We start from the raw sequence: 19,249 nt of genomic DNA on the forward strand, positions 1-19,249 counted from the left end.
CAAGACATGACCCTTCTCGTCACAGGCGGCACCGGCTTCGTCATGAGCGTGGTGGCGCGTGCCTGGCTGGACCGCGACCCTGGCGCGTGCGCCGTCATCCTGGATCGCGCCGGCCTCGACGCCGCGGCCGAAAGGCATTTCGCTCCGGTGCGCGACCGGCTCAAAGTGATCAGCGCGGATATCCTCGATCCGACGGGGTGGTCCGGCGCGCTCGACAACGAGCACGTCACCGCGATCGTACATGGCGCGACCATCACACCGATTTCGCGCGGCAGCGCCTCGGAGGCCAAGCGCCAGCCGGAGGCCGAGGACCCGGCTCGCATCGTCGATATCAACCTCATGGGCACCGTGCGCATGCTCGAATGGGCACGCGCGCGGGCCAACGTCAAGCGCTTCGTCTATGTCAGTTCGGGAGCCATCTATCGGCACAATGGCCCCGACTGGAGCGGCGAGCCGCTGCCGGAGGACGGCTACGTCGCGCCCTTGACGCTTTACGGCATCTCCAAATTCGCCTCCGAGATGGTGACCAACCGCTATGCCGACCTGTTCGGCCTGTCGGCGGTTTCGGTCCGGCTTGCTTCCGTCTACGGCCCGATGGATCGCGCGACCGAGAGCCGCAACTTCCGCCATGTCCCCAACCGTGTTGCGCACATGGCCCTGGCCGGCGAAACGATCCGGCCGAACAGTCTGGAGCCGGTGGGCGACTATCTTGCCTCGACAGATGTCGCTGCCGCGATCCTCGCGCTGCTCGATGCGCCGCGCCTCAATTACCGCCACTACAATATCGGCTCCGGCTCCAGCCAGACCATCGGAGAGATCATCGCCTGGGCAAAGGAGCGCAATCCGGCGCTGAAGGTTGAGATGACGCCCGGAGAAGACGCCAATATCGTACAGGACGTGTCGCTGAAAGGCGGCATGTGGGGCGCCTACGACATTGCGAGGATCATGCGCGATACGGCATGGCGGCCGCGCCCGGGCAAGGAGGCGTTCCACGCCTATATGGACTGGATTTCGGCCAACGAGACGAAGTGAGAGGGATTGCCATGACAAGCGCTGCCTCACAACCGGTCCAGCCGCGCGACTTCGTCGGCTATGGACCGAACCCGCCCTATGTCACCTGGCCGGGCGGCGCGACAGTCGCGATCAATCTCGTGCTGAACTACGAGGAAGGGTCGGAGTACAACTGGCTGGATGACGGCCGCAACGACAATTGGGGCGAATACAACAACCCCGGCCTTTCACTGCATCGCGACCTCGGCACCGAAACGCATTTCGAATACGGCAGCCGGGCCGGCGTCTGGCGGTTGGCTCGGCTGTTCGACCGCTACGATGTGCCGATCACGGTGTCGGCTTGCGCAGTGGCGCTGGAGAAGAATCCCGCCGTCGCCGAGTGGATGAATGCGCGCGGTCACGACCTGCTCGGTCACGGGCTGCGCTGGACCGATTATCCCGGCATGCCGCGCGAGGAAGAGGAGCGGCAGTTGCACGAAGCGATCGCACTTTACGAGAGGGTGCTTGGCCGGCGGCCGCTCGGCTGGAACTGCCGCTCGTTTCCAAGCGTCAACACCCGCGATCTGCTGGTGCGCGAGGGCGGCTTTCTCTACCACTCCGATCCCTGCAACGACGAGCTGCCCTATTTCGTCGACCATGGCGAGGAGAGAATCCTCGTCGTGCCCTATTCCAAGACGCTCAACGACAGCCGCTTCCTCATCGCGCCGGGTTACAGCAATCCGCGCGACTTCGCCGAGGATTGCCGCTCGGCCATCGATTACATGCTGTGGGAGGCCGAAGGGACGGGCGGACGGATGCTCAACATCTGCGTGCACGCGCGCTGGATGGGCCAGCCGAACCGGGCGTCCGGCCTGCGCGAGGTGATCGAGCACGTGCAAAAGACGCCGGGGGCGATCTTCATGCGGCGCGCCGACATCGCGCGGTACTGGCTGGACAATCACCGGACGTTTGCCGGCAAGCGTGCCGGCTGAACAGCGGAATGTTCGAAACACTCATCACCGGCGCGACGATCGTCAACGCAGATGGCGAAGCCCGCCGCGACATTGCCATCAACGCCGGCAGGATCGCGGCCCTGATCCAGCCAGGAGACGCGGCCGAAGCGCGGAAGGTGATCGACGCAAGCGGCTGTATGCTGCTGCCCGGTCTCGTCGATGGGCACGCGCATCTGCGCGAACCGGGACTGACCCACAAGGAAGACTTCTCGTCGGGCACGCATGCGGCTGCGCTCGGCGGCGTGACGACGGTGCTCGACATGCCGACCGACGAGCCCTGGACGGCGACGGCAGACCAGCTTGCCGAGAAGATGTCGATGGCCGAAGGCAAGCTCAACGTCGATGTCGGCTTCCAGGCTGTTGTCAGCGAGAGGCTGGACGGTCTCGAAAGGCTCGCGGCGCTTGCCCCGGTGTCGTTCGAGCTTTTCACGGCGGATGTCCCAGAGCCGTTTCTTTTTCCGACGGTGGACACCGTTCTTCACGCGCTGAAGCGGATGAGAGCGCTCAAGACGATCGTCGGCATCTCGCCCGGCGATCAATCGCTGCTGGTGGGCAGCGCCGCGCGCGTTCATTCTGGCGACATCGCAGCGTTCCGCGAAAGCCGGCCCCCACTGGCCGAGGCCAACGGCATCGCGCGGGCGCTGCTGGCGGCGGCCGAGACCGACGCGCGCGTTCATGTCCGCCAGATCAACTCGGCGCTCGGCGTCGAGACCTGGCGGCGCCTGCGCGATCTTGCCGATGCCAGCGTCGAGACGACACCCCAGAACCTGTTCTTCTGTGCGGACGATTACGAAAAGCAAGGCGCGCGGCTGAAGGGATCACCGCCTTTCCGGACAAGGCAAGATGTGCAGCGCCTCCGCGAGGCTGTAGCGGCCGGGCTGATCGACATCATCGCCAACGATCATGCGCCACACAGCCCTGCCGAGAAGGCCGCCAGCTATCCGGCTTTCGCGGACATCCCGGGCGGTATGCCCGGACTGCAGACGCTGCTCTCCGTCATGCTCAAGCTCGTCGACGAAGGCCTGATTGGGCTGCGCGACATCGCGCGCCTGTGCGCGGCCAATCCGGCCGACCGGTTCGGGCTTGGCCGGCGCAAGGGCAGGCTGGCCGTCGGCCACGATGCCGACATCCTCATCATCGACCCGACGCGAACCTTTGCCATCCGCGATGCCGACCAGAAGTCAAAGGCCGGCTACACGCCGTTTGACGGCTGGAGCGTTTCAGCCACCTTGCGGCAGGTGTTCCTGCGCGGCGAGGAAATCACGCGTGACGGCGCGCTGGTCAACCCGGGACAAGGCCAAGTGGTGCGGTGGGAAAGCTGAGGCAGGCAAGATGGGTCTTCTGGACGGCAAGGTTGCCATTGTCACCGGCGCGAGCTCCGGCATCGGCCGCGCCATCGCGCAACGCTACGCGCAGGACGGCGCGAAGGTGGTGGTCGCCGATACGCGCGAGGAAGCTATCGAAGGCGGCGAAACAACTGTCCGGCTGATCGAAGCGGCTGGCGGTGAGGCGATCTTCATCTCCACGGACATCGCCGATCAGCAGGCCGTCATAACCATGATGCGGCAGGCGGTGGACCGGTTCGGGCGGCTCGATATCCTAGTCAACAACGCCGCGGTCTATACCTCGACCAATCTGCTCCAGACCACGCCGGAGCAATGGGCGAAGGTGATCGACGTCAACGTCACCGGCTTCTTCTACTGCTCGCAACAGGCGGTGCTGCAGATGCTCAGGCAGGAGCCGGTCAACGGCGTACGCGGGCGCATCATCAATATCGCCTCGCAGCACGGTATGGTCGCCTGCCCGGGCGATTTCCCCTATTCGGTCAGCAAGGGCGCGATCGTGCAGATGACGCGCCAGATCGCGGTCGATCACGCCGAGGACCTGATCGTCTGCAATGCGATAGCTCCCGGCAAGATCATCACCGGCAAGCCGGGCATCGCCAACGACCCTGATGCGCTCGACTATTCGCGCCGCCGCACGCCATGGCCGCGGCTTGGCGAGCCGAACGATGTCGCCGGCGCGGCGCTTTTCCTGGCCAGCGACCTTGCGACATACGTCACCGGGATCAACCTGATGGTGGACGGCGGCTGGATGGCCGGCTGAGCGGTCATCGCGCGAAAGCAAAGGCCGGCTGCAAAGCGGCCAGCCTCCTTCCTATCCGACGATCACCACGATCGCAGCTACTTATTCGGCACTTCGTAGACCTTGCCGTGCCAAGGTGCTGCATCGATCTGGTCGAGGGCCATCACGTAAAGCTCCTTTTCATCGGGCCCGAAGGCGAAGTTCGGCATGGACGGCGACGGCACCGAAAGCGTGCGCAAGAGCTTGGCGTCCTTGTCCACCACTATGATCTTGCCCGGCGCGTCGAGGGAGCGCGGGCTCTGGCCGATATACATCTCGCCAGCCTTGTCCATCTTGATGCCGTCCGGCCAGATATGCGGCTGGTTCGGGAACAGATCGTCGAGCCGAAGGAAGACGCGACGGTTGCTCAAGCTGTGATCGGCCCCGACATCGAACTCGATGATGCGGTTGTCCTCGGTTTCGACCAGGTAGAGCATCTTGCCGTCGTTCGACATGACCAGCCCATTGGCATTGTGCAGGTCGCCAGCCACCTTCTTCACGCTGCCGTCCTTGCCGACGTAGTAGGCCGACGCGTCGATCAGCGGACCGCCCTTGCCGGAGCCGGTGAAGTAGATGCCGCCCTCCTTGTCCGGCGCGAAATCATTGGGGCCGCTGAACGGCTTGCCGTCGGTCTCCTTGTCGTAGGCCGGCAGCGTCTTGCCGTCGGCCGAGATGCGGCCGATCGTGTTGTTGTCGTAGCAGGTGACGACGAATTCGCCCGTCGCGGTCGGCAGCACGGCCGAAGGGCCGCAGCCATCCATCTTCCAGAAAATCGCGTTCTTCTTGCCGTCCCAAACGTCCACAGTGCCGCGGCCGTATTCGACGTAGAAGAGCTTGTCCTGGTACCAGATCGGGCCCTCGGCGAACCAAGCGTCGTCATTGATCACCTTGACGTTCGCGGCGTGTGCCGATGCGGTAAGAGCGAGGGCTAACACTGTGCCCAGCAAATGCTGTCTTGTCATGCGCTTCCCCTTTCTTTCGTTGAAATCCAGGCGCTTAGGGCTCGCCGGCGCCGATCTCCTCCTTGCGGCGCGCCACATAGGCGTCCAGCTCCTCGCGGATGGCTGGATCCATAACCGGTTTCTCGTAGTCGCTGAGTGCCTGCTGCCAGAGCTGCGTCGCCCGCTCCAGCGCATCGTGGCCGCCCGCTTCCTGCCAGCTGCCGTAATTTTGCCAATTGGACAGCATCGGCCGGTAGAAGGCGGTCTGGTAGCGCGCCATGGTGTGCTCCGACCCGAAGAAATGTCCGCCGGTCGGCACGGCCTTGATCGCCTCGAAGCCGAGGTCGTCCTCCTCGAACGGCATCGGCCGCAGGAACTCCATCATGTTCTGCAGGATCTCGACGTCGAGGACGAGCTTCTCGTAGGAGGCTGTCAGCCCGCCCTCCAGCCATCCGGCGGCGTGATAGATCAGGTTCGCGCCGCCGAGCACCGCGCCCCAGGTCGCCATCTCGGTCTCATAGGCCGCCTGCAGGTCGACGACATTGGAGGCATTGGCATTGGAGGTGCGGTAGGGAAGGTTATAGCGCCGCGCCAGCTGTCCGGCGACGATGTTGGCCTTGGCGTTCTCCGGCGTGCCGAAGGCAGGCGCGCCGGAACGCATGTCGACATTGGACGTGAAGGCGCCATACATCACCGGCGTGCCGGGATTGACCAGCTGCGTCAGCGTCACGCCGAACAGGGCCTCGGCATTCTGCTGCGCAAGAGCCGCGGCCAGCGTCACCGGGGTCATGGCGCCCATCAGGGTGAAGGGCGTGATCGTCACCGGCTGGCCGTGCTCCGCCATGGCGATCAGGCCTTCGGCCATCGCCTCGTCGAACAGGCGCGGCGAGTTGACGGAAATAATCGTCGTGACCCCCGGCGAATTGCGCAGTGCCTCGATGGTCGTGCCGCGTGCGATCGCCGTCATGGCGATGCTATCCATGGCGCGGCCGCGGCCGATCGCCGAGCAATGGAAGCTCAGATCCGACAGCGTGAGATTGGCGCGATAGGTGTCGAGATGGCGCGAATTCGCCGGCAGCTCCATAGGCGCCACCACCTGGTTGCCGATGATATGGATGGCGTTGAAATGATGCGCGAGGCGGATGAAGTTCTCATAGTCAGCCAGATTGCCCTGCCGGCGGCCGTTGATGCGGTCATGCACATTGGGCGGCCCGGCGACCAGCCCGAACACCAGCGAATTGCCGCCGATGCGGATCTGCTTGTCCGGATTGCGCGAGCTTAGCGAGAAGGACGATGGCGCGTTCCTAAGCGCTTCTCTGACGATACTCTCGTCGATCCGCACCGTGTTCTCGGCCCGATCAACGATGGCGCCCGCGGCCTCGAAGATACCCAGCACCTTCTCGCCCATGACGCGGATGCCGAGTTCGGACAAAATACGCATCGAGGTCCGGTGGAGCTTGTCCATCTGCTCCTCGTCGAGGATCTGCATCGGCGCGTAGGGGTTTGTGACGCGCTGCCAGGGCAGTTGCGCAATGCCGCCGCCACTGCGCCCGGCCGCTCTGGTGCGCCGTCCGCCGCTTCGCCTGTCATGCGCTGTCATCGGCCTGTCCTCCTTAATAGCCGCGTCCCGGATCGACGACATTCGCCAAAGGCTCGCCACGCCGGTAGCGGGTGAGATTCTCGGCAAACGTGCGTGCCGACTTCACGTCCCAGCCGTCGTAGACGGACGAGCAATGCGGCGTGACGATCACGTTCTCGTAGCCCCACAGCGGATGCGCCGGCGGCAGCGGCTCGACGGCGAAGACGTCGAGCGCCGCGCCCTTGATCCGGCCACCGTCGAGCGCCGCAAGGAGCGCCGCCTCGTCGACGACGCCGCCGCGGGAAACGTCGATCAGCACCGCCGAAGGCTTCATCGCCGAGAAGGCTTCGCTGCCCACAATGCCACGTGTGCTTTCGAGCAGTGGCACGGCGCACAAGATGAAATCGGCACGACCCCACAGGCTGGGCAGGTCGGCCATGCCGTGCACCTCATCGATGTGGTCGGTCGGTTTCGGGCTGGCGCGCACGCCCAGGGTCGTCATGCCGAAGGCCCTGGCCCGGATGGCGACCGCCTGCCCCGTCTTGCCGAGCCCAAGGATCAGCAGCGTCTTGCCCTGGATCGGCTCGACCTTGCCGGCCGTCCAACTCCTGGCAGCCTGCTCGCGCGCGAAGCCGCGCAGGCCGAGCGAGAAGGAAAGCATCGCGCCGAAGACATATTCGGCCATCATGTCGGCGGCGACGCCGGCCGAATTGGTTATCGTCACCTTTGTCGGATTCCAGGGGCGCAGGTGATCCGTGCCGGAGCCGCCGACCGAAACCCAGCGCACGGTTGGGCTCTCGACCAGCGCCGCACGCGGATAGCGCGATCCCCGGTCGAATTTGATGGTGAACACCACCTCGGCGCCGGTGTCCGCAATCAGGTCGGGAAGCGCCTCATAGCTGTCGCAGCCAAGCACCCTGATATCTGGATGGGTTTCCGCCAGCACCGCAATCGGCCCGTCCGGCGCGTCGCTGCTGACGATGATTGTCGGCCGCGCGGACATTTCAGCCCCGCCTCGGACCTGGAATGTGATCGGCAAGAGAACCCAGCGCCTCGAGCAAAGCCTTGCCTGCCTGCGGGCTGGTGTTCTCATGCGGCGCGCGCAGATTGAGCCAGCGCTGGTCGCCGGAGCGCACGGCAAGTGCCGCTTTCATGCCGCCGATCAGCCCGGCGGTCTGAACCGCCTTTCGAAATTCCTTTATGGCGGCATCGGCGGCCGAGACGTCGCGGCCGGCGCGCGCGCCGTCATAGACGGCGCGGATAGCCCTGGCGTTGAGGTTCACGGAAGCGGAAATGCAGCCCGCCGCGCCGGCGGCCAGGCCTTGGGTAAGCTGGCCCTCGGAACTCGGGAAGACGGAGACGTTGGGCGCCGCCGCGATCACGGCGGCGGTGTTGTCCCAGTTCCCGGCACTGTCCTTGTAGGCGACAACGGTTTCGGGAAATGCCGCGTTGAGCCGCGCCGTCAGCACCGGCGATACCGGCACCCCGGAATTCTGCGGGATGTGATAGAGGATCAGCTTGAGCTTCGGGCTGGCGACTTTCTCGACCAGTTCCGAATAGTAGCGCGCCTGCCCGTCATCGCCCGCCGCGGTGTAGAAGAACGAGGGCAGCACCATGACGCCAGCGCAGCCGAGTTCCAGGGCATGCCGGCTGAGTTCGAGCGTCTCGGGCAGCGCGGTAACGCCTGTGCCGGGCATCATCTTATCGGCCGGGATGCCGGCCTCGGCCAGCCACTCCAGGGCTTGCATGCGTTCGCGCGGCGACAGCGACAGCGCCTCGCCGGTCGTCCCAAACGGCGAAAGGTAATGCGCGCCCTGAGCAAGCACCCATTTCGCATGGTTGACCCACAGATCGCGGGCGACGCTGCCGTCTTTGTCGAAGGGCGTCAGGATGGGCGCAATGACGCCTTGTACGCTGTTCATCGATGGTTCTCCCGGGTCGTCGTGTCGCCGTCGGCGAGCTGCGCCGCCGCGTCGACTGTTCTGATAAAGAATGCTGTCGAGGCGATGTCAAAGAAGATGTCGAAGCCCCCCACGCTGCGCACAAGCACGGCTTCGAGATGGGCGACGCGCGTCTGCGCGATCTCGTCATCGGCAAAACGGGCAGGCCTGAGGTCCAGTGCGCAAAGCCTCGCCATCACCGCTTCTGCCGACTGGCCGGAAAGTCGCATCCAGCTCCAGCCCTCCTCGCGCCAGGACCAATAGCCGCGCGGGTCCTTCTCGACCTGCCAGTCGGCTATAAGCTTTGCGGCGGCGCCACCGGCCCCTATATCGTCAATCGCCAGGAAATCTTCGCTGCCAAGTCTTAGCAGCCTGACGCCGCCCTGTATGGCGATGCGATTGACGGGCGGTAAGGAGAGACCCTGCGCTTCGAGCCAGGCTGAACTGCCCGGACCCTTGATGCCGAAGCGCGATCGGGCCGCCAGATCGGTCACTATCAGCTGCCCATTTGGCAGAACTGCTTCAGCGGCCGAGCCGTTCGGCGACAGGGGAAATGTCCGCATGGCAAGACCGGCCATCGTTACATCTCCTGCCGGACGTTCTGCGGATCGACGAAGGCGTGACCGATCACCGGCACCTGCACCAATTCGCCGCTGCGACACTTCACCGTGACCTTGCTGCCGGGAGCAGCGTCGTCGATATGGACATAGGCCAGCGCGATTGTGTGGCCAAGCGTTGGCGAGAAGCCAATCGAAGTGATCTGCCCAACCGGGTTGCCGCCGCGCAGCACCAGGCAGGACTCGCCGGGGATATTGCTTGCACCCTCGAAAGAGAGGCCGACGAGCCGGCGCCTTTCGCCAAGCCTCGTCCGCATCTCGATCGACCGCTTGCCGACGAAGAAGGGCTTCTTCTTCGAAACCGCCCAGCCGAAACCGAGCTCGTTGGGCGTGGTCAGCGCGTCGGTATCCTGGCCGATCAGGATATGCCCCTTTTCAAGCCGCAGCATGCGCGAGGCCTCGAGTCCATAGGGACGCAAGCCATGCGGCTTGCCGGCCTCGGACAAAGCGTCCCACAGCGCGACCGCATAGCTCGAAGGACAGTGCAGCTCGTAGCTCACCTCGCCCGTGAAGCCGATCCGCATCACACGCACCGGCAGGCCGGCCAGCATGCCTTCGCGCCCGTGGAGATAGGGGAAAGCGTCGCGCGAGAAATCGATGTCGCCATCTAGCGCCTGCAAGACCTCACGCGCCTTCGGGCCGGTGACGTTCATGCCGGAAAATGCTGCCGTGACGTTGAGCACGTCGACCTTCAGCCGCCACTGCGCATTCCAGAACAGCATGTCGGCCTGCACGCGGGCGACGGCGCCGGTCGTCGCGGTGACGTAGAACAGGTCATCGGCGAGACGATAGGCGACGCCGTCATCGATAACCGTGCCCATCTCGTTGAGCATCAGGCAGTAGCGGACCCGGCCGACGCGCTGGTTGGCATGCGCCATCGTGTACATCCGATCGAGGAAGGCGCCGGCGTCAGGACCGCGGATCTCCAGCTTGCCCAAAGTCGACACGTCGAGCATGCCGACGCCGTTGCGGACCGCGGCGATCTCTTCGCGGACCAGGCGGTCTATCCGGTCTTCCGGCCCGTAAAAATACGGCCGCCACCAGGCACCGATCGGCTTCATGCGAGCGTTGAGTGCGAGATGGCGCGCATGCAGCGCGGTGCGCCGCTCCAACGGCTCGTGATGGCCGGCGAGCACGCCGAGCTTCTCCGGTCCGGTCGGCGGCCGCGCCGTGGTGATGCCCACCTCGCCAACCCTGCGCCCCGTCGCGACAATCCGCGCCGTGGCGAGCGCCGAATGCCTGCCTTGGCTCGGCCCCATGCCGACGGTGGAAAAGCGCTTCACCAGTTCGAGTTCGCGATAGCCTTCCTTGACCGCATTCCTGAGGTCCTTGACCTGCAGATCCTCATCGAAATCGACGAAGTCGCGACCTTTTGCGTTGCCGGCGAGCGGTTGTGCCCAGGCAGCTGGCTCGGGCTCGTATTCGTTCTGCACGTCAGGAGGATCGCCGTGGCCGAGCCGCTCCAGAGCCTCGCGCGCGGCGCGGCGGCCGTCGGCCATCGCAGACTGCAACCGCGATTTGCCGGCAACGGCGCCTGCCAGCCGGACGGCCGCGCCCACCGGCAGACTGAGCGTCATTCGCGCCGTCGCATCGTCGTAGCCGACCCTCGCTCCCGCATGGCAGGGCAACTGCCAGGCAGGCACCGAGCCGACGGAGACCGCCACGAGATCGCAGTCGATCCAGCGGCTGCCAATGCGGACTCGCGCGACGTGCTTGTTGCCGCGCGTCCCGGAAGCTTCCTCGATCGGGGCGCCTGCGAGGATCCCTATCCCTCTGGCCCGAAGCTCACCGGCGCGGTCGCCGGCATTTGGCCGAGGATCGACGATCGCGGCCAGTTCGACGCCAGCCTCGACCAGATCCAGCGCGCAGTCGTAGCCATCGTCATTGGCGGCCAGCACGACTGCCCGCCGGCCAGGCTGCACCGCGTAATGGCGGAGCAATCGTTGCACGGCGCCGCCGGCCATGATGCCAGGCAGATCGTTGTTGCGGAACACCGCCGGCTGCTCGATGGCGCCTGTCGCCAGGACAACCTCGCGGGCGCGGGTTCGGTAGAGCCGGTTGCCCTGGATCAGCGGCAGCCAATTGTCCTCATACCAGCCGTTGCAGATGGTGCCGGTCATGATGCGCAGATTGGGGAGCTTGGCTGCCTTGGCTGCCAGACTGAACAATATGCCCGGATCGCAGCGGCGATAGGTCAGCGAACCGCCAATTTCGGGATTGTCGTCGCACAACAGCACGTCGGCGCCGGCTTGTGCGGCCGAGATCGCAGCCGATAGACCCGCCGGCCCCGCGCCGACGACCAGCAGGTCGCAGTGAAGATGCGCCTTGTCGAAACTCAGATGCGGCGCCTTGACGTCGACGATCCCGAGCCCCGCCTTGCGACGGATCATCGGCTCCCAGAAGCGGAGCCAGCTGTCCTGTCTCGGACCCATGAAGGTGCGGTAGTAGAAGCCGACCGGCAGGAAACGTCCAAAGCGGTCGATCACCGCATCGCGGTCGTTTTCCAGGGAGCCGTTGACGTTCTGCGCCGTCACCATCATGCCGTCCTGGAGCGGCGTCAGGTCGGCGGGAACATTCGGCTCCGACGGCAATTGCACCAGCGTGTTCGCTTCCGCGCCGGCCATGGTCATGATGCCGCGCGGCCGGTGGTATTTGAACGAGCGCGACAGGACCCACTGGTCCGAGGCCGCCAGCGCGCTGGCGATGCAGTCGCCGGCAAAGCCATGATAAGCCTTGCCTTCGAAGGTGAAGCGGACAGGCCGCGTCCGGTCGAGGCGCGAGCCGTATGGCGTGCCAAGCCGCGTCATGGCCGGCTCCCAGGCGCATAGGTGCGGATGATTTCGTTGGTGACGACGTCGCGCTCGGCGAGGAAGAAGAAGTTGCTCGGCACGTGCCGCCACCACTCGACCACTACACCTTTTCGATTGTCCGCGCGAAAGAGATGCCTTGCCCACTCAGCGTCGGCGGCAGCATCCGCATCGGGCGCCTGCCGCAGCGGACCGAAGGACTGGAATTCGTCGATGTTGCGCGGGCCGTTCATGGGGCAGTCAAGCAGCTTCATGGTCAGTGGCTCGCCGCCGTGGCGCCCATTTCGTTGAGCAGTCGGAACTTCTCGAAGCGCTCCAGCGCAAACGGCTTCAGCAGGTCGGGAACCCGGCCCCTGGCGATGGTTTCCGCCATGCGCTTGCCGGCGACCGCAGTCGCCTTGAAGCCCCAGGTGCCCCAGCCGCAATCGAGCCACAGATTGGCGAGAGGGCTGGCGCCCATGATCGGGCTGTAGTCCGGCGTCATGTCGGTGATGCCGGCCCATTGCCGCAGCAGCCGCACACTTTGCAGGAAGGGAAAGAGATGCACGGCGCCTTCCGCCAGATGCTCCTTCATGTCCAGCGTCGAGCGGGTCGAATAGAGCTGGTACGGATCCGAGCCGCCACCGATGACGATCTCGCCGCGCGAGGATTGCACCAGATAGGTGTGCAGCGACACGGACGAGACCAGCGTGTGCAGCCAGGGCTTCAGCGGCTGCGTCACCATTGCCTGCAAGGGGTAGCAGCGGATCGGCAGTTCCACGCCGGCCATCATGGCGACATCGTAGTTCATGCCGCCGGCGGCGATGAGCACGGAGCCGCAGGCGATCCGTCCGCGGTTCGTCACCACAGCGCGCACCCGACCGGTCTCGACCTCAAAGCCTTGAACTTCGGTGCGCTGGTGGATTTCGGCGCCGCGGCGCGAGGCCTGCGCGGCGAAGCCCCAGGCAACCGCATCGTGGCGGGCCGTGCCGCCATCGGCATGCCAGAGGCCGCCGAGGATCTCGAGCGCGCCGCCGCGATCCATGTTGAGTTCGGGCACCAGCTTCTCGACCTCTTTTGCGTCGATCACCTCGGTGCGCGTGCCCATATGCTTGCCCATCTCGGCGCGCAGATGGAAGGCGCGCAGCGTCGCTTCCGTGTGTGCGAGCGTCAGCTGGCCGCGCTGCGAGAACATGACGTTGAAGTCGAGTTCCTGCGACAGCGCTTCGAAGAGCGAAACGCCTTCCTTGTAGAAGGCGACGCCTTCCTGGGTGATGTAATTGGAGCGGATCGTCGTGGTGTTGCGTGCGGTATTGCCGCCGGCCAGATAGCCTTTTTCGAGCACCGCGATGCTGGCGATATCATGGTATTTCGACAGATAATGCGCGCAGGCCAAGCCATGCCCGCCGCCACCGACGATGACCACGTCATAGGACGGCTTCAGCTCAGGCGTCGCAGGAATGTCGCCCGTCACCGGATAGTCGCGGCTAAGCCCGTATTTGAGAAGCCTAAGCGGCATGGCTGCCCTGGCCGCCAGGAGGATCGTAGACCAGAGCGGTCACCTCGGAAAACCGGTGGTCGGCGTCGGTCAGGCCGAGAATACCGTCCCGGATCGCGGCGGCCCTGGTCGAGCCGAGAACGGGCGACGCAAACTCGATGTACTTGGCGACGATATCGTCTTCGCTGAACGGGGCTTCGGGGCCGCCGCGTGCGTGGACATCTCCGGACTCCAGCTGCCGGCCGTCAACCGTCTCGATCTGCACGTCGGCCCAGCGCCCGGCGGGGAAACGGTCGCTGTGCTTCGCCGCCTCGTTCACCTCGACGCGCTTCAGCAAATCCGCGACGGCGGCATCGCGCAGACCCGAGCCCGAAATGTGCTCCACGCCGATTCGACCATAGTGGATCATCGTGGCCACGGCGAAGGGCAGGCTGTACTGCGCCTTTGATGTCGTGTCCGGCATGCCGGCAAACAGCGTCGCCGCATAGTGGAAGCTGTTGACATGGACTTTGCGTATGTCTTCCGGCCGAAGCCCATGCTGCAGGCAAAGCGCGCGCGTCGCGTCGATCGCCGCGTGGGCCCAGCGGCAGACCGGATACGGTTTTATGTATTGCCGGGTCATCTGCCAGAACAGGCCGAGGTCATCCCAATGTGCCGCGACCTCCGGCGCCTCGACCGTGATCGCCGGCGCGCCGGCGAAACCGGCTTCGGCAAGCACGGCGGCCGACAGGCCGACCAGCGCCCCCATGCCTGAGCCGTCATGCAGCATGGTCGGCGTTGCGATCTCGCGCATCATCTGGCTGCGCGGTCCGTGATACTCGGCGATGCCGAAAGCATGGCGCAGTTGATCGTCGTCAAGCGAAAGCAGGCGGGCCGCGACCGCCGCCACGCCAAGAGAATTCCACGCGCCGGAGGTGTGATAATCGGAGACGGTTGCGTGCAGCGCAATGCCGGCCCGCCCCGCGATCTCATAGCCGACGACGATCGCGGCCAGCGCCTCGGGGCCGGTCAACTCAGGCTTTTCTTCTGCGAGCGCAAGCAGCGCCGGGATAACCGCCACGCCGATGTGCCCCTTGGTCGGCGGGTAACCGTCATGGCCGTCGAGATTGTCGGTCTGGGTCGCCGCCGCGAAGGCGGCGCCGGCCATGCTGGCGCGCCTGCCGTCGAAGATCATCCTCGCCGCGTGCCGGTCGGCGCCGGAACCGTAGAGCATAACCGCGGCATCGCGCGCGATTTGTCCGGCCTGCATCGGGCCGGCGGCGATGGCAATGCCCATCGTGTCGAGGAACTGGAGGGCTGCCGATTTCAGAACGTCGCGCGGGAACGCGCCGGCCGACCTGCGCAGCACGAAGTCGGCAACACGGGCAAATACGGTGGAAGCAGACTCACCTTCCGCCGTCCGCTGGTCCATGGCGCCACCTTTCGCGTCCCGATCGCTCCAAGATAACTACGAATAATTTGGTCTCATGGGCCAGGCACGTAATTAGTTTGGCGCCATCGCACAAAAAAATCGGGGTCAAGGCGATTGCGGAGGCCAACGAAGCCGGTCTAGTTTTCGCTTCGCCAAGGAGCGATCGCATGAAGCCGCCACCCCCACTGAACTATATCCGCTCGTTCGAGTGTTCGGCGCGGCATCTCAGCTTCACCCTCGCTGCCAGCGAGCTCGGCTACACCCAGGCGGCGGTCAGCAATCATGTGCGGGGGCTGGAACACTATCTTGGCCGGCAGCTCTTCGTGCGCTATCCGCGCAGCCTGAAGCTGACCGAAATGGGCGAGGCCTTCCTGCCTACGCTGCGGCAGGCGCTCGACCAGATCGATCACGCCACGGAGGCGATCGTCGCCTCCTCGCGCAACAGGACGGTCGTCATCTCCTGCCCAATGAGCCTGGCCGAAAACTGGCTGGCCGGCTGCATGGCGGCGTTCCGGCAAATCCATCCGGAGATCGAGGTCGTTCTGCACGGCACGATCTGGGAAGACCTCAGCGAGCAGATCGCCGACATCACCATCTCGACCCGCCGCTTCGACGACCGCCCGCCGAGTGGCGTTCCGCTGTGGAACGACCAGCTCGCCATCCTCTGCGCACCCGGCCTGCTGTCCGGCCCGAAAGGGCTGCGCTCGCCGCGCGATATCCTCAACGTCGACTGGATCTTCGTGCATGGCCGCCAAGAATATTGGCAATGCATGGGCGACGCGCTGCAGATCGACATTTCGGATTATGAGAAAGGCATCACCACGAACGCCTCGAACATTGCGCTGGAACTGGCGGCAATGGGCGCGGGCTGCGTCGCCACGCAATATTCGCTGGCGAGAACCTATATCAGCCGCGGGCTTCTGGTGGAGCCTTTCCCCGTGCGAGCCGCCAGTCCATGGACCTATTATCTTTCGGAGAGCCAGCTCTCGAAAGGCAGCGTGGTGAGGACCGTCAGAGGGTGGATCATGGAACGAGCCAACGCCCATGTAGAAGCCGTTTAGGCTGACGGCTCGGCAACCATCCGTCCGGGGGAAGGAAGCAATCCGAAAACAACTACCCGAGGGTCTGACTTGCTAAGGCATAGGTCTTCGGCCTAGCCGAGCCGCCGTCGGAAAAATCGGCGAGGCATTTGCCCTTCGACATGGTCAGCACCGTGTCGAAGACCGGCATTCCGCTGTGCGACAGGAAGGCGGCGAACTCGCCATTGTCCATGTGCGTGTCGATCCTGAGGAAATATCCCGAATGGTCGGCCACGTGCGGCCTGACGACCGCCAGGGCGTCGGGGTCGCTTCCCGCCACCACCGGCCCTATGACATGGCCCCGTCCGAACGGTCGGCAGAGGGCAAAAGCGGTCAGCTTGTTCCCGTCGAAAAGCCCATAGCCGGCCGATTGCCCGAAGAGCTTTTCAACGAGCGCTGTGCGCCTCACGCCAAATCCCGCCGCGTCCAGCGCGATCGCTGCCGCAACATCGCCCGCGTCCAACGTCCGGACGCTACCGTGCGCCTCCGTCGGCCGGCCCGCTGTCGGCACGCGGGCGATGCCCTGGCATTGATAGACGGTCTTCTCCGGCTGGAAATCGAGGGAGAGATAAAGCCGCCGCGCAGCACGGGTTGCATTGAGGCGCAGATCGCGCCCGGGGATCCTGTCGAAGATCCGCTTCATCAGCCATTGCGCCGCCCCCTGCGTCTGAAGCCGCGGCGAGGTGATGACCATCCCCAAGGTGGCGAAATTGGCGCCGTGCGGGAACCACATGGCCGAACCGAGAGCCCGGCCGATCTCATCGAGCGCCACGAAGCCTTGGCCCGATTCACGCAGGAATTGCCAATCCTCGGCGCGATGCGGCCATCCCACCGACAGGGAGAGCGCGTGCAACCTCTCCAGGTCGACATCTTGGACGTCGCCGATACGCATGGAGAAGGCATCGATTTTCAAGCTCTCGGACGGCTTCACTTCCATGGCCCTGAAAGAACCCTCAAAAATAAAGAACCCTCAAAAATCAACGGGCGAGCAGACCGCTGCCCCGTGCCCGCCAACGCTAGACAAGCAAACCCCACAGGATTTGCTCGAAAGCCGTGCACCAACGCAAGATTCAACTGAAACACTTCCGCTTTCGGCATGCAATCGCGTGGGAACGCACCCATCCTCTGCGGAAATTCGCCAGCATGCGGCATCGATGCCGGCGAACCCTAACGCCTTGAGGGCTGGAATGGACGTCTTCGACATCCTCGACCGTCTCGTCGCCTTTCCGTCGGTCGCCGGCAAGCCGAACGGCGACATTGCCGGCTGGATCGAGGCTCATCTCACCGAACAAGGCGCGAAGGTCAGCCTGCTCCCAGGGCCAGAGGGCGACCGTTTCAATCTTTTCGCCACCATCGGCCCGGCCGAGGTTCCGGGCTACATCCTATCCGGCCATATGGACGTCGTCCCCGCCGGCGAGCCGCAATGGAGTTCGGCCCCTTTTTCGCTGCGCCGGGAGAGCGAACGGCTCTACGGACGCGGCACCACCGACATGAAGGGGTTTCTCGCCGCCGCGCTCGCCGCCGTGCCTGCGCTTGTGCGGCTGCGCCTCGCCAGACCGATCCACCTCGCCTTCTCCTATGACGAGGAGATCGGGTGCCGGGGCGTGCCGCATTTGATCGCCGGGCTGCCCGAGCTTTGCGCCAAGCCGCTCGGCGTCATCGTCGGCGAGCCGAGCGGCATGCGCGCCGTGCGCGGCCACAAGGGCAAGGCGGCCGCCCGCGTAATCATCAGCGGCCGCTCCGGCCACTCCTCGCGACCGGATCTTGGGCTTAACGCCATCCATGGCATGTCCGATGTGCTGAGCGCCGCCGTGAGTGAAGCGGAGCGGCTGATGCATGGCCCGTCCGACCCAACCTTCGAGCCGGCCTATTCCTCGCTGCAGGCCGGTGTGATCGCAGGCGGCCAGTCGGTCAACATCATCCCCGACAGCTGCACGCTCGACCTGGAGGCGCGCGCAATACCGGGCATCGAACCGGCTGGCTTGCTCACCCCGGTCAAGGCGCGGGCTGAAGCTCTTGCCGCTCAAGGCTATGTTGTTGAATGGAAGCCGATTAGCGCCTATCCGGCGCTGTCGCTGCCGCAAGACTCGGCTCTGGCGGGACTGCTGCGCGAATTGACCGGCGAAGCGCCTTTAGCCGCCGTCAGCTACGGGACGGAGGCCGGGCTTTACCAAGGCTCCGGGCTCGATGCGATCATCTGCGGCCCCGGCGATATCGGGCGCGCCCACAAGCCGGACGAATATATTCTCGCCAGCGAGCTCGCCGCCTGCCAGCAGATGATCGAGGCGCTGGGCGCGCGATGCGCGGCCTGAAGGAGCAGCCGGAATGACATTCCTCTTCAATTCCGACGCGCGGCGTGGCGCGATCTTCGCCGAGGCCTTCGCTAAGGAGTTGCCGGACCTCCCCTTCACGATCGATGCCGCTACGGTCGATCCCGACGCAGTGCGCTACCTGATCACCTGGACGGTGCCGGAGAACCTCGACCGCTACACCAACCTCGAAATCCTGTTCTCCATCGGCGCCGGCGTCGATCAGTTCCGCTTCGACGCGGTGCCCGCGCCGGTGAAGATCGTGCGCATGGTCGAGGAGGGCATCGTGCGCATGATGCAGGAGTATGTGACGCTCGCCGTGCTTGCGCTCCACCGCAACTTGCCGGCCTATCTGGCGCAGCAGCGCGCCGGAGAATGGCGCGACATCCCTCAGCCTCAAGCCGCGTCGCGCCGGATCGGCGTGCTCGGCCTCGGACAGCTTGGCCAAGCCGTCCTCGACCGGCTGAAACCTTTCGGCTTCCAGCTCTCCGGATGGAGCCGCTCCCCGCGGCGGCTCGAAGGGGTGACCTGTTATCATGGCGAGCTTGGGCTGGAGCAGATGCTGGCGGCCAGTGACATACTGATCTGCCTGCTGCCACTGACCGAGGAGACGCGCGGATTTCTGAACGCCGGCCTGTTCGCGAAACTGCCTGACGGGGCGGCTCTCGTTCATACGGGTCGAGGCCCGCAGCTCGATCACGAAGCGCTTGTCGCCGCGCTCGATAGCGGCCATTTGTCGTCGGCGATGATCGACGTGACCGATCCCGAACCGCTGCCCGCGGGACATCCGTTCTGGTCGCATCCGAAGATCATCCTCACTCCGCACATAGCCAGCGTGACCCAACCCGCGACCGCCGCCCAGGCCGTCATCGACAACATCAAGCCCCACCGCGCCGGGCTCGATCCCATCGGGCTCGTCGACCGGTCGCGCGGTTATTGAAACTCAACTGGAAAGGCCATCC

Annotated in this window: 17 protein-coding genes; 7 read left to right on the top strand and 10 right to left on the bottom strand. The window is 65.1% G+C overall.

Going from position 1 to position 19,249, the window contains the following annotated elements:
• Window positions 1–6 precede the first annotated feature (6 nt).
• Genes CK222_RS16265 through CK222_RS16280 form a run of 4 tightly spaced genes read left to right on the top strand, consistent with a single transcriptional unit; the run spans window position 7 to window position 4,109 of the window.
• Window positions 7–1,032 (top strand): NAD(P)-dependent oxidoreductase, encoded by a 1,026-nt coding sequence (locus tag CK222_RS16265; protein WP_095801031.1) that lies wholly within the window; start codon window positions 7–9, stop codon window positions 1,030–1,032.
• Window positions 1,033–1,043: 11 nt separating this feature from the next.
• Window positions 1,044–1,982 carry a polysaccharide deacetylase family protein gene (locus CK222_RS16270; protein ID WP_095801032.1) on the top strand — a complete coding sequence of 313 codons (939 nt, stop codon included), beginning with the start codon at window positions 1,044–1,046 and terminating at the stop codon, window positions 1,980–1,982.
• 8 nt (window positions 1,983–1,990) lie between these two features.
• Window positions 1,991–3,325, top strand: coding sequence for a dihydroorotase family protein (locus CK222_RS16275; RefSeq protein ID WP_095801033.1), 1,335 nt, complete (start codon window positions 1,991–1,993; stop codon window positions 3,323–3,325).
• A 10-nt stretch (window positions 3,326–3,335) separates the two neighbouring features.
• Window positions 3,336–4,109 carry a glucose 1-dehydrogenase gene (locus CK222_RS16280; RefSeq protein ID WP_067327509.1) on the top strand — a complete coding sequence of 258 codons (774 nt, stop codon included), beginning with the start codon at window positions 3,336–3,338 and terminating at the stop codon, window positions 4,107–4,109.
• A gap of 77 nt (window positions 4,110–4,186) precedes the next feature.
• On the opposite strand, the gene CK222_RS16285 is transcribed toward CK222_RS16280, so the two are convergent.
• Genes CK222_RS16285 through CK222_RS16325 form a run of 9 tightly spaced genes read right to left on the bottom strand, consistent with a single transcriptional unit; the run spans window position 4,187 to window position 14,899 of the window.
• Window positions 4,187–5,089 carry an SMP-30/gluconolactonase/LRE family protein gene (locus tag CK222_RS16285; protein ID WP_176477655.1) on the bottom strand — a complete coding sequence of 301 codons (903 nt, stop codon included), beginning with the start codon at window positions 5,087–5,089 and terminating at the stop codon, window positions 4,187–4,189.
• A gap of 34 nt (window positions 5,090–5,123) precedes the next feature.
• Window positions 5,124–6,668 carry a trimethylamine methyltransferase family protein gene (locus tag CK222_RS16290; RefSeq protein WP_095801129.1) on the bottom strand — a complete coding sequence of 515 codons (1,545 nt, stop codon included), beginning with the start codon at window positions 6,666–6,668 and terminating at the stop codon, window positions 5,124–5,126.
• Between the two features lie 13 nt (window positions 6,669–6,681).
• On the bottom strand, window positions 6,682–7,650 hold the full coding sequence (locus CK222_RS16295; RefSeq protein ID WP_095801035.1) for a D-2-hydroxyacid dehydrogenase: 969 nt from the start codon (window positions 7,648–7,650) through the stop codon (window positions 6,682–6,684).
• A 1-nt stretch (window position 7,651) separates the two neighbouring features.
• Window positions 7,652–8,569, bottom strand: coding sequence for a dihydrodipicolinate synthase family protein (locus CK222_RS16300; protein ID WP_095801036.1), 918 nt, complete (start codon window positions 8,567–8,569; stop codon window positions 7,652–7,654).
• The gene (locus CK222_RS16305) at window positions 8,566–9,165 is read right to left on the bottom strand and encodes a hypothetical protein (protein WP_095801037.1); all 600 of its coding nucleotides are present in this window, start codon (window positions 9,163–9,165) and stop codon (window positions 8,566–8,568) included. The genes CK222_RS16300 and CK222_RS16305 overlap by 4 nt, the downstream gene beginning before the upstream one ends.
• A gap of 2 nt (window positions 9,166–9,167) precedes the next feature.
• The gene (locus CK222_RS16310; protein WP_095801038.1) at window positions 9,168–12,011 is read right to left on the bottom strand and encodes a 2Fe-2S iron-sulfur cluster-binding protein; all 2,844 of its coding nucleotides are present in this window, start codon (window positions 12,009–12,011) and stop codon (window positions 9,168–9,170) included.
• On the bottom strand, window positions 12,008–12,265 hold the full coding sequence (locus CK222_RS16315) for a sarcosine oxidase subunit delta (RefSeq protein ID WP_066989149.1): 258 nt from the start codon (window positions 12,263–12,265) through the stop codon (window positions 12,008–12,010). Before CK222_RS16315 ends, CK222_RS16310 begins: the two co-directional genes overlap by 4 nt.
• A 2-nt stretch (window positions 12,266–12,267) precedes the next feature.
• Window positions 12,268–13,509, bottom strand: a complete 1,242-nt coding sequence (locus CK222_RS16320) for an FAD-dependent oxidoreductase (RefSeq protein ID WP_095801039.1) — start codon at window positions 13,507–13,509, stop codon at window positions 12,268–12,270.
• Entirely contained in the window at window positions 13,499–14,899 is a 1,401-nt protein-coding gene (locus CK222_RS16325) for an MmgE/PrpD family protein (protein ID WP_095801040.1), read from the bottom strand. Before CK222_RS16325 ends, CK222_RS16320 begins: the two co-directional genes overlap by 11 nt.
• A gap of 167 nt (window positions 14,900–15,066) precedes the next feature.
• Here CK222_RS16325 and CK222_RS16330 point away from each other — a divergent pair, with 167 nt between their 5' ends.
• The gene (locus CK222_RS16330; protein ID WP_095801130.1) at window positions 15,067–15,960 is read left to right on the top strand and encodes a LysR substrate-binding domain-containing protein; all 894 of its coding nucleotides are present in this window, start codon (window positions 15,067–15,069) and stop codon (window positions 15,958–15,960) included.
• A 52-nt stretch (window positions 15,961–16,012) separates the two neighbouring features.
• Here the strand turns inward: CK222_RS16330 and CK222_RS16335 are convergent, their stop codons facing one another.
• Window positions 16,013–16,915, bottom strand: coding sequence for a GNAT family N-acetyltransferase (locus tag CK222_RS16335; RefSeq protein ID WP_067327482.1), 903 nt, complete (start codon window positions 16,913–16,915; stop codon window positions 16,013–16,015).
• Between the two features lie 250 nt (window positions 16,916–17,165).
• Between CK222_RS16335 and argE the strand changes: the two genes are divergently transcribed.
• Window positions 17,166–18,290, top strand: a complete 1,125-nt coding sequence (argE, locus tag CK222_RS16340) for an acetylornithine deacetylase (protein WP_095801041.1) — start codon at window positions 17,166–17,168, stop codon at window positions 18,288–18,290.
• Window positions 18,291–18,303: 13 nt separating this feature from the next.
• Window positions 18,304–19,227 carry a glyoxylate/hydroxypyruvate reductase A gene (locus CK222_RS16345; protein ID WP_095801042.1) on the top strand — a complete coding sequence of 308 codons (924 nt, stop codon included), beginning with the start codon at window positions 18,304–18,306 and terminating at the stop codon, window positions 19,225–19,227.
• The last annotated feature ends 22 nt before the right edge of the window (window positions 19,228–19,249 follow it).

The sequence above is a fragment of the Mesorhizobium sp. WSM3866 genome (assembly GCF_002294795.1).
GTDB lineage: Bacteria > Pseudomonadota > Alphaproteobacteria > Rhizobiales > Rhizobiaceae > Mesorhizobium.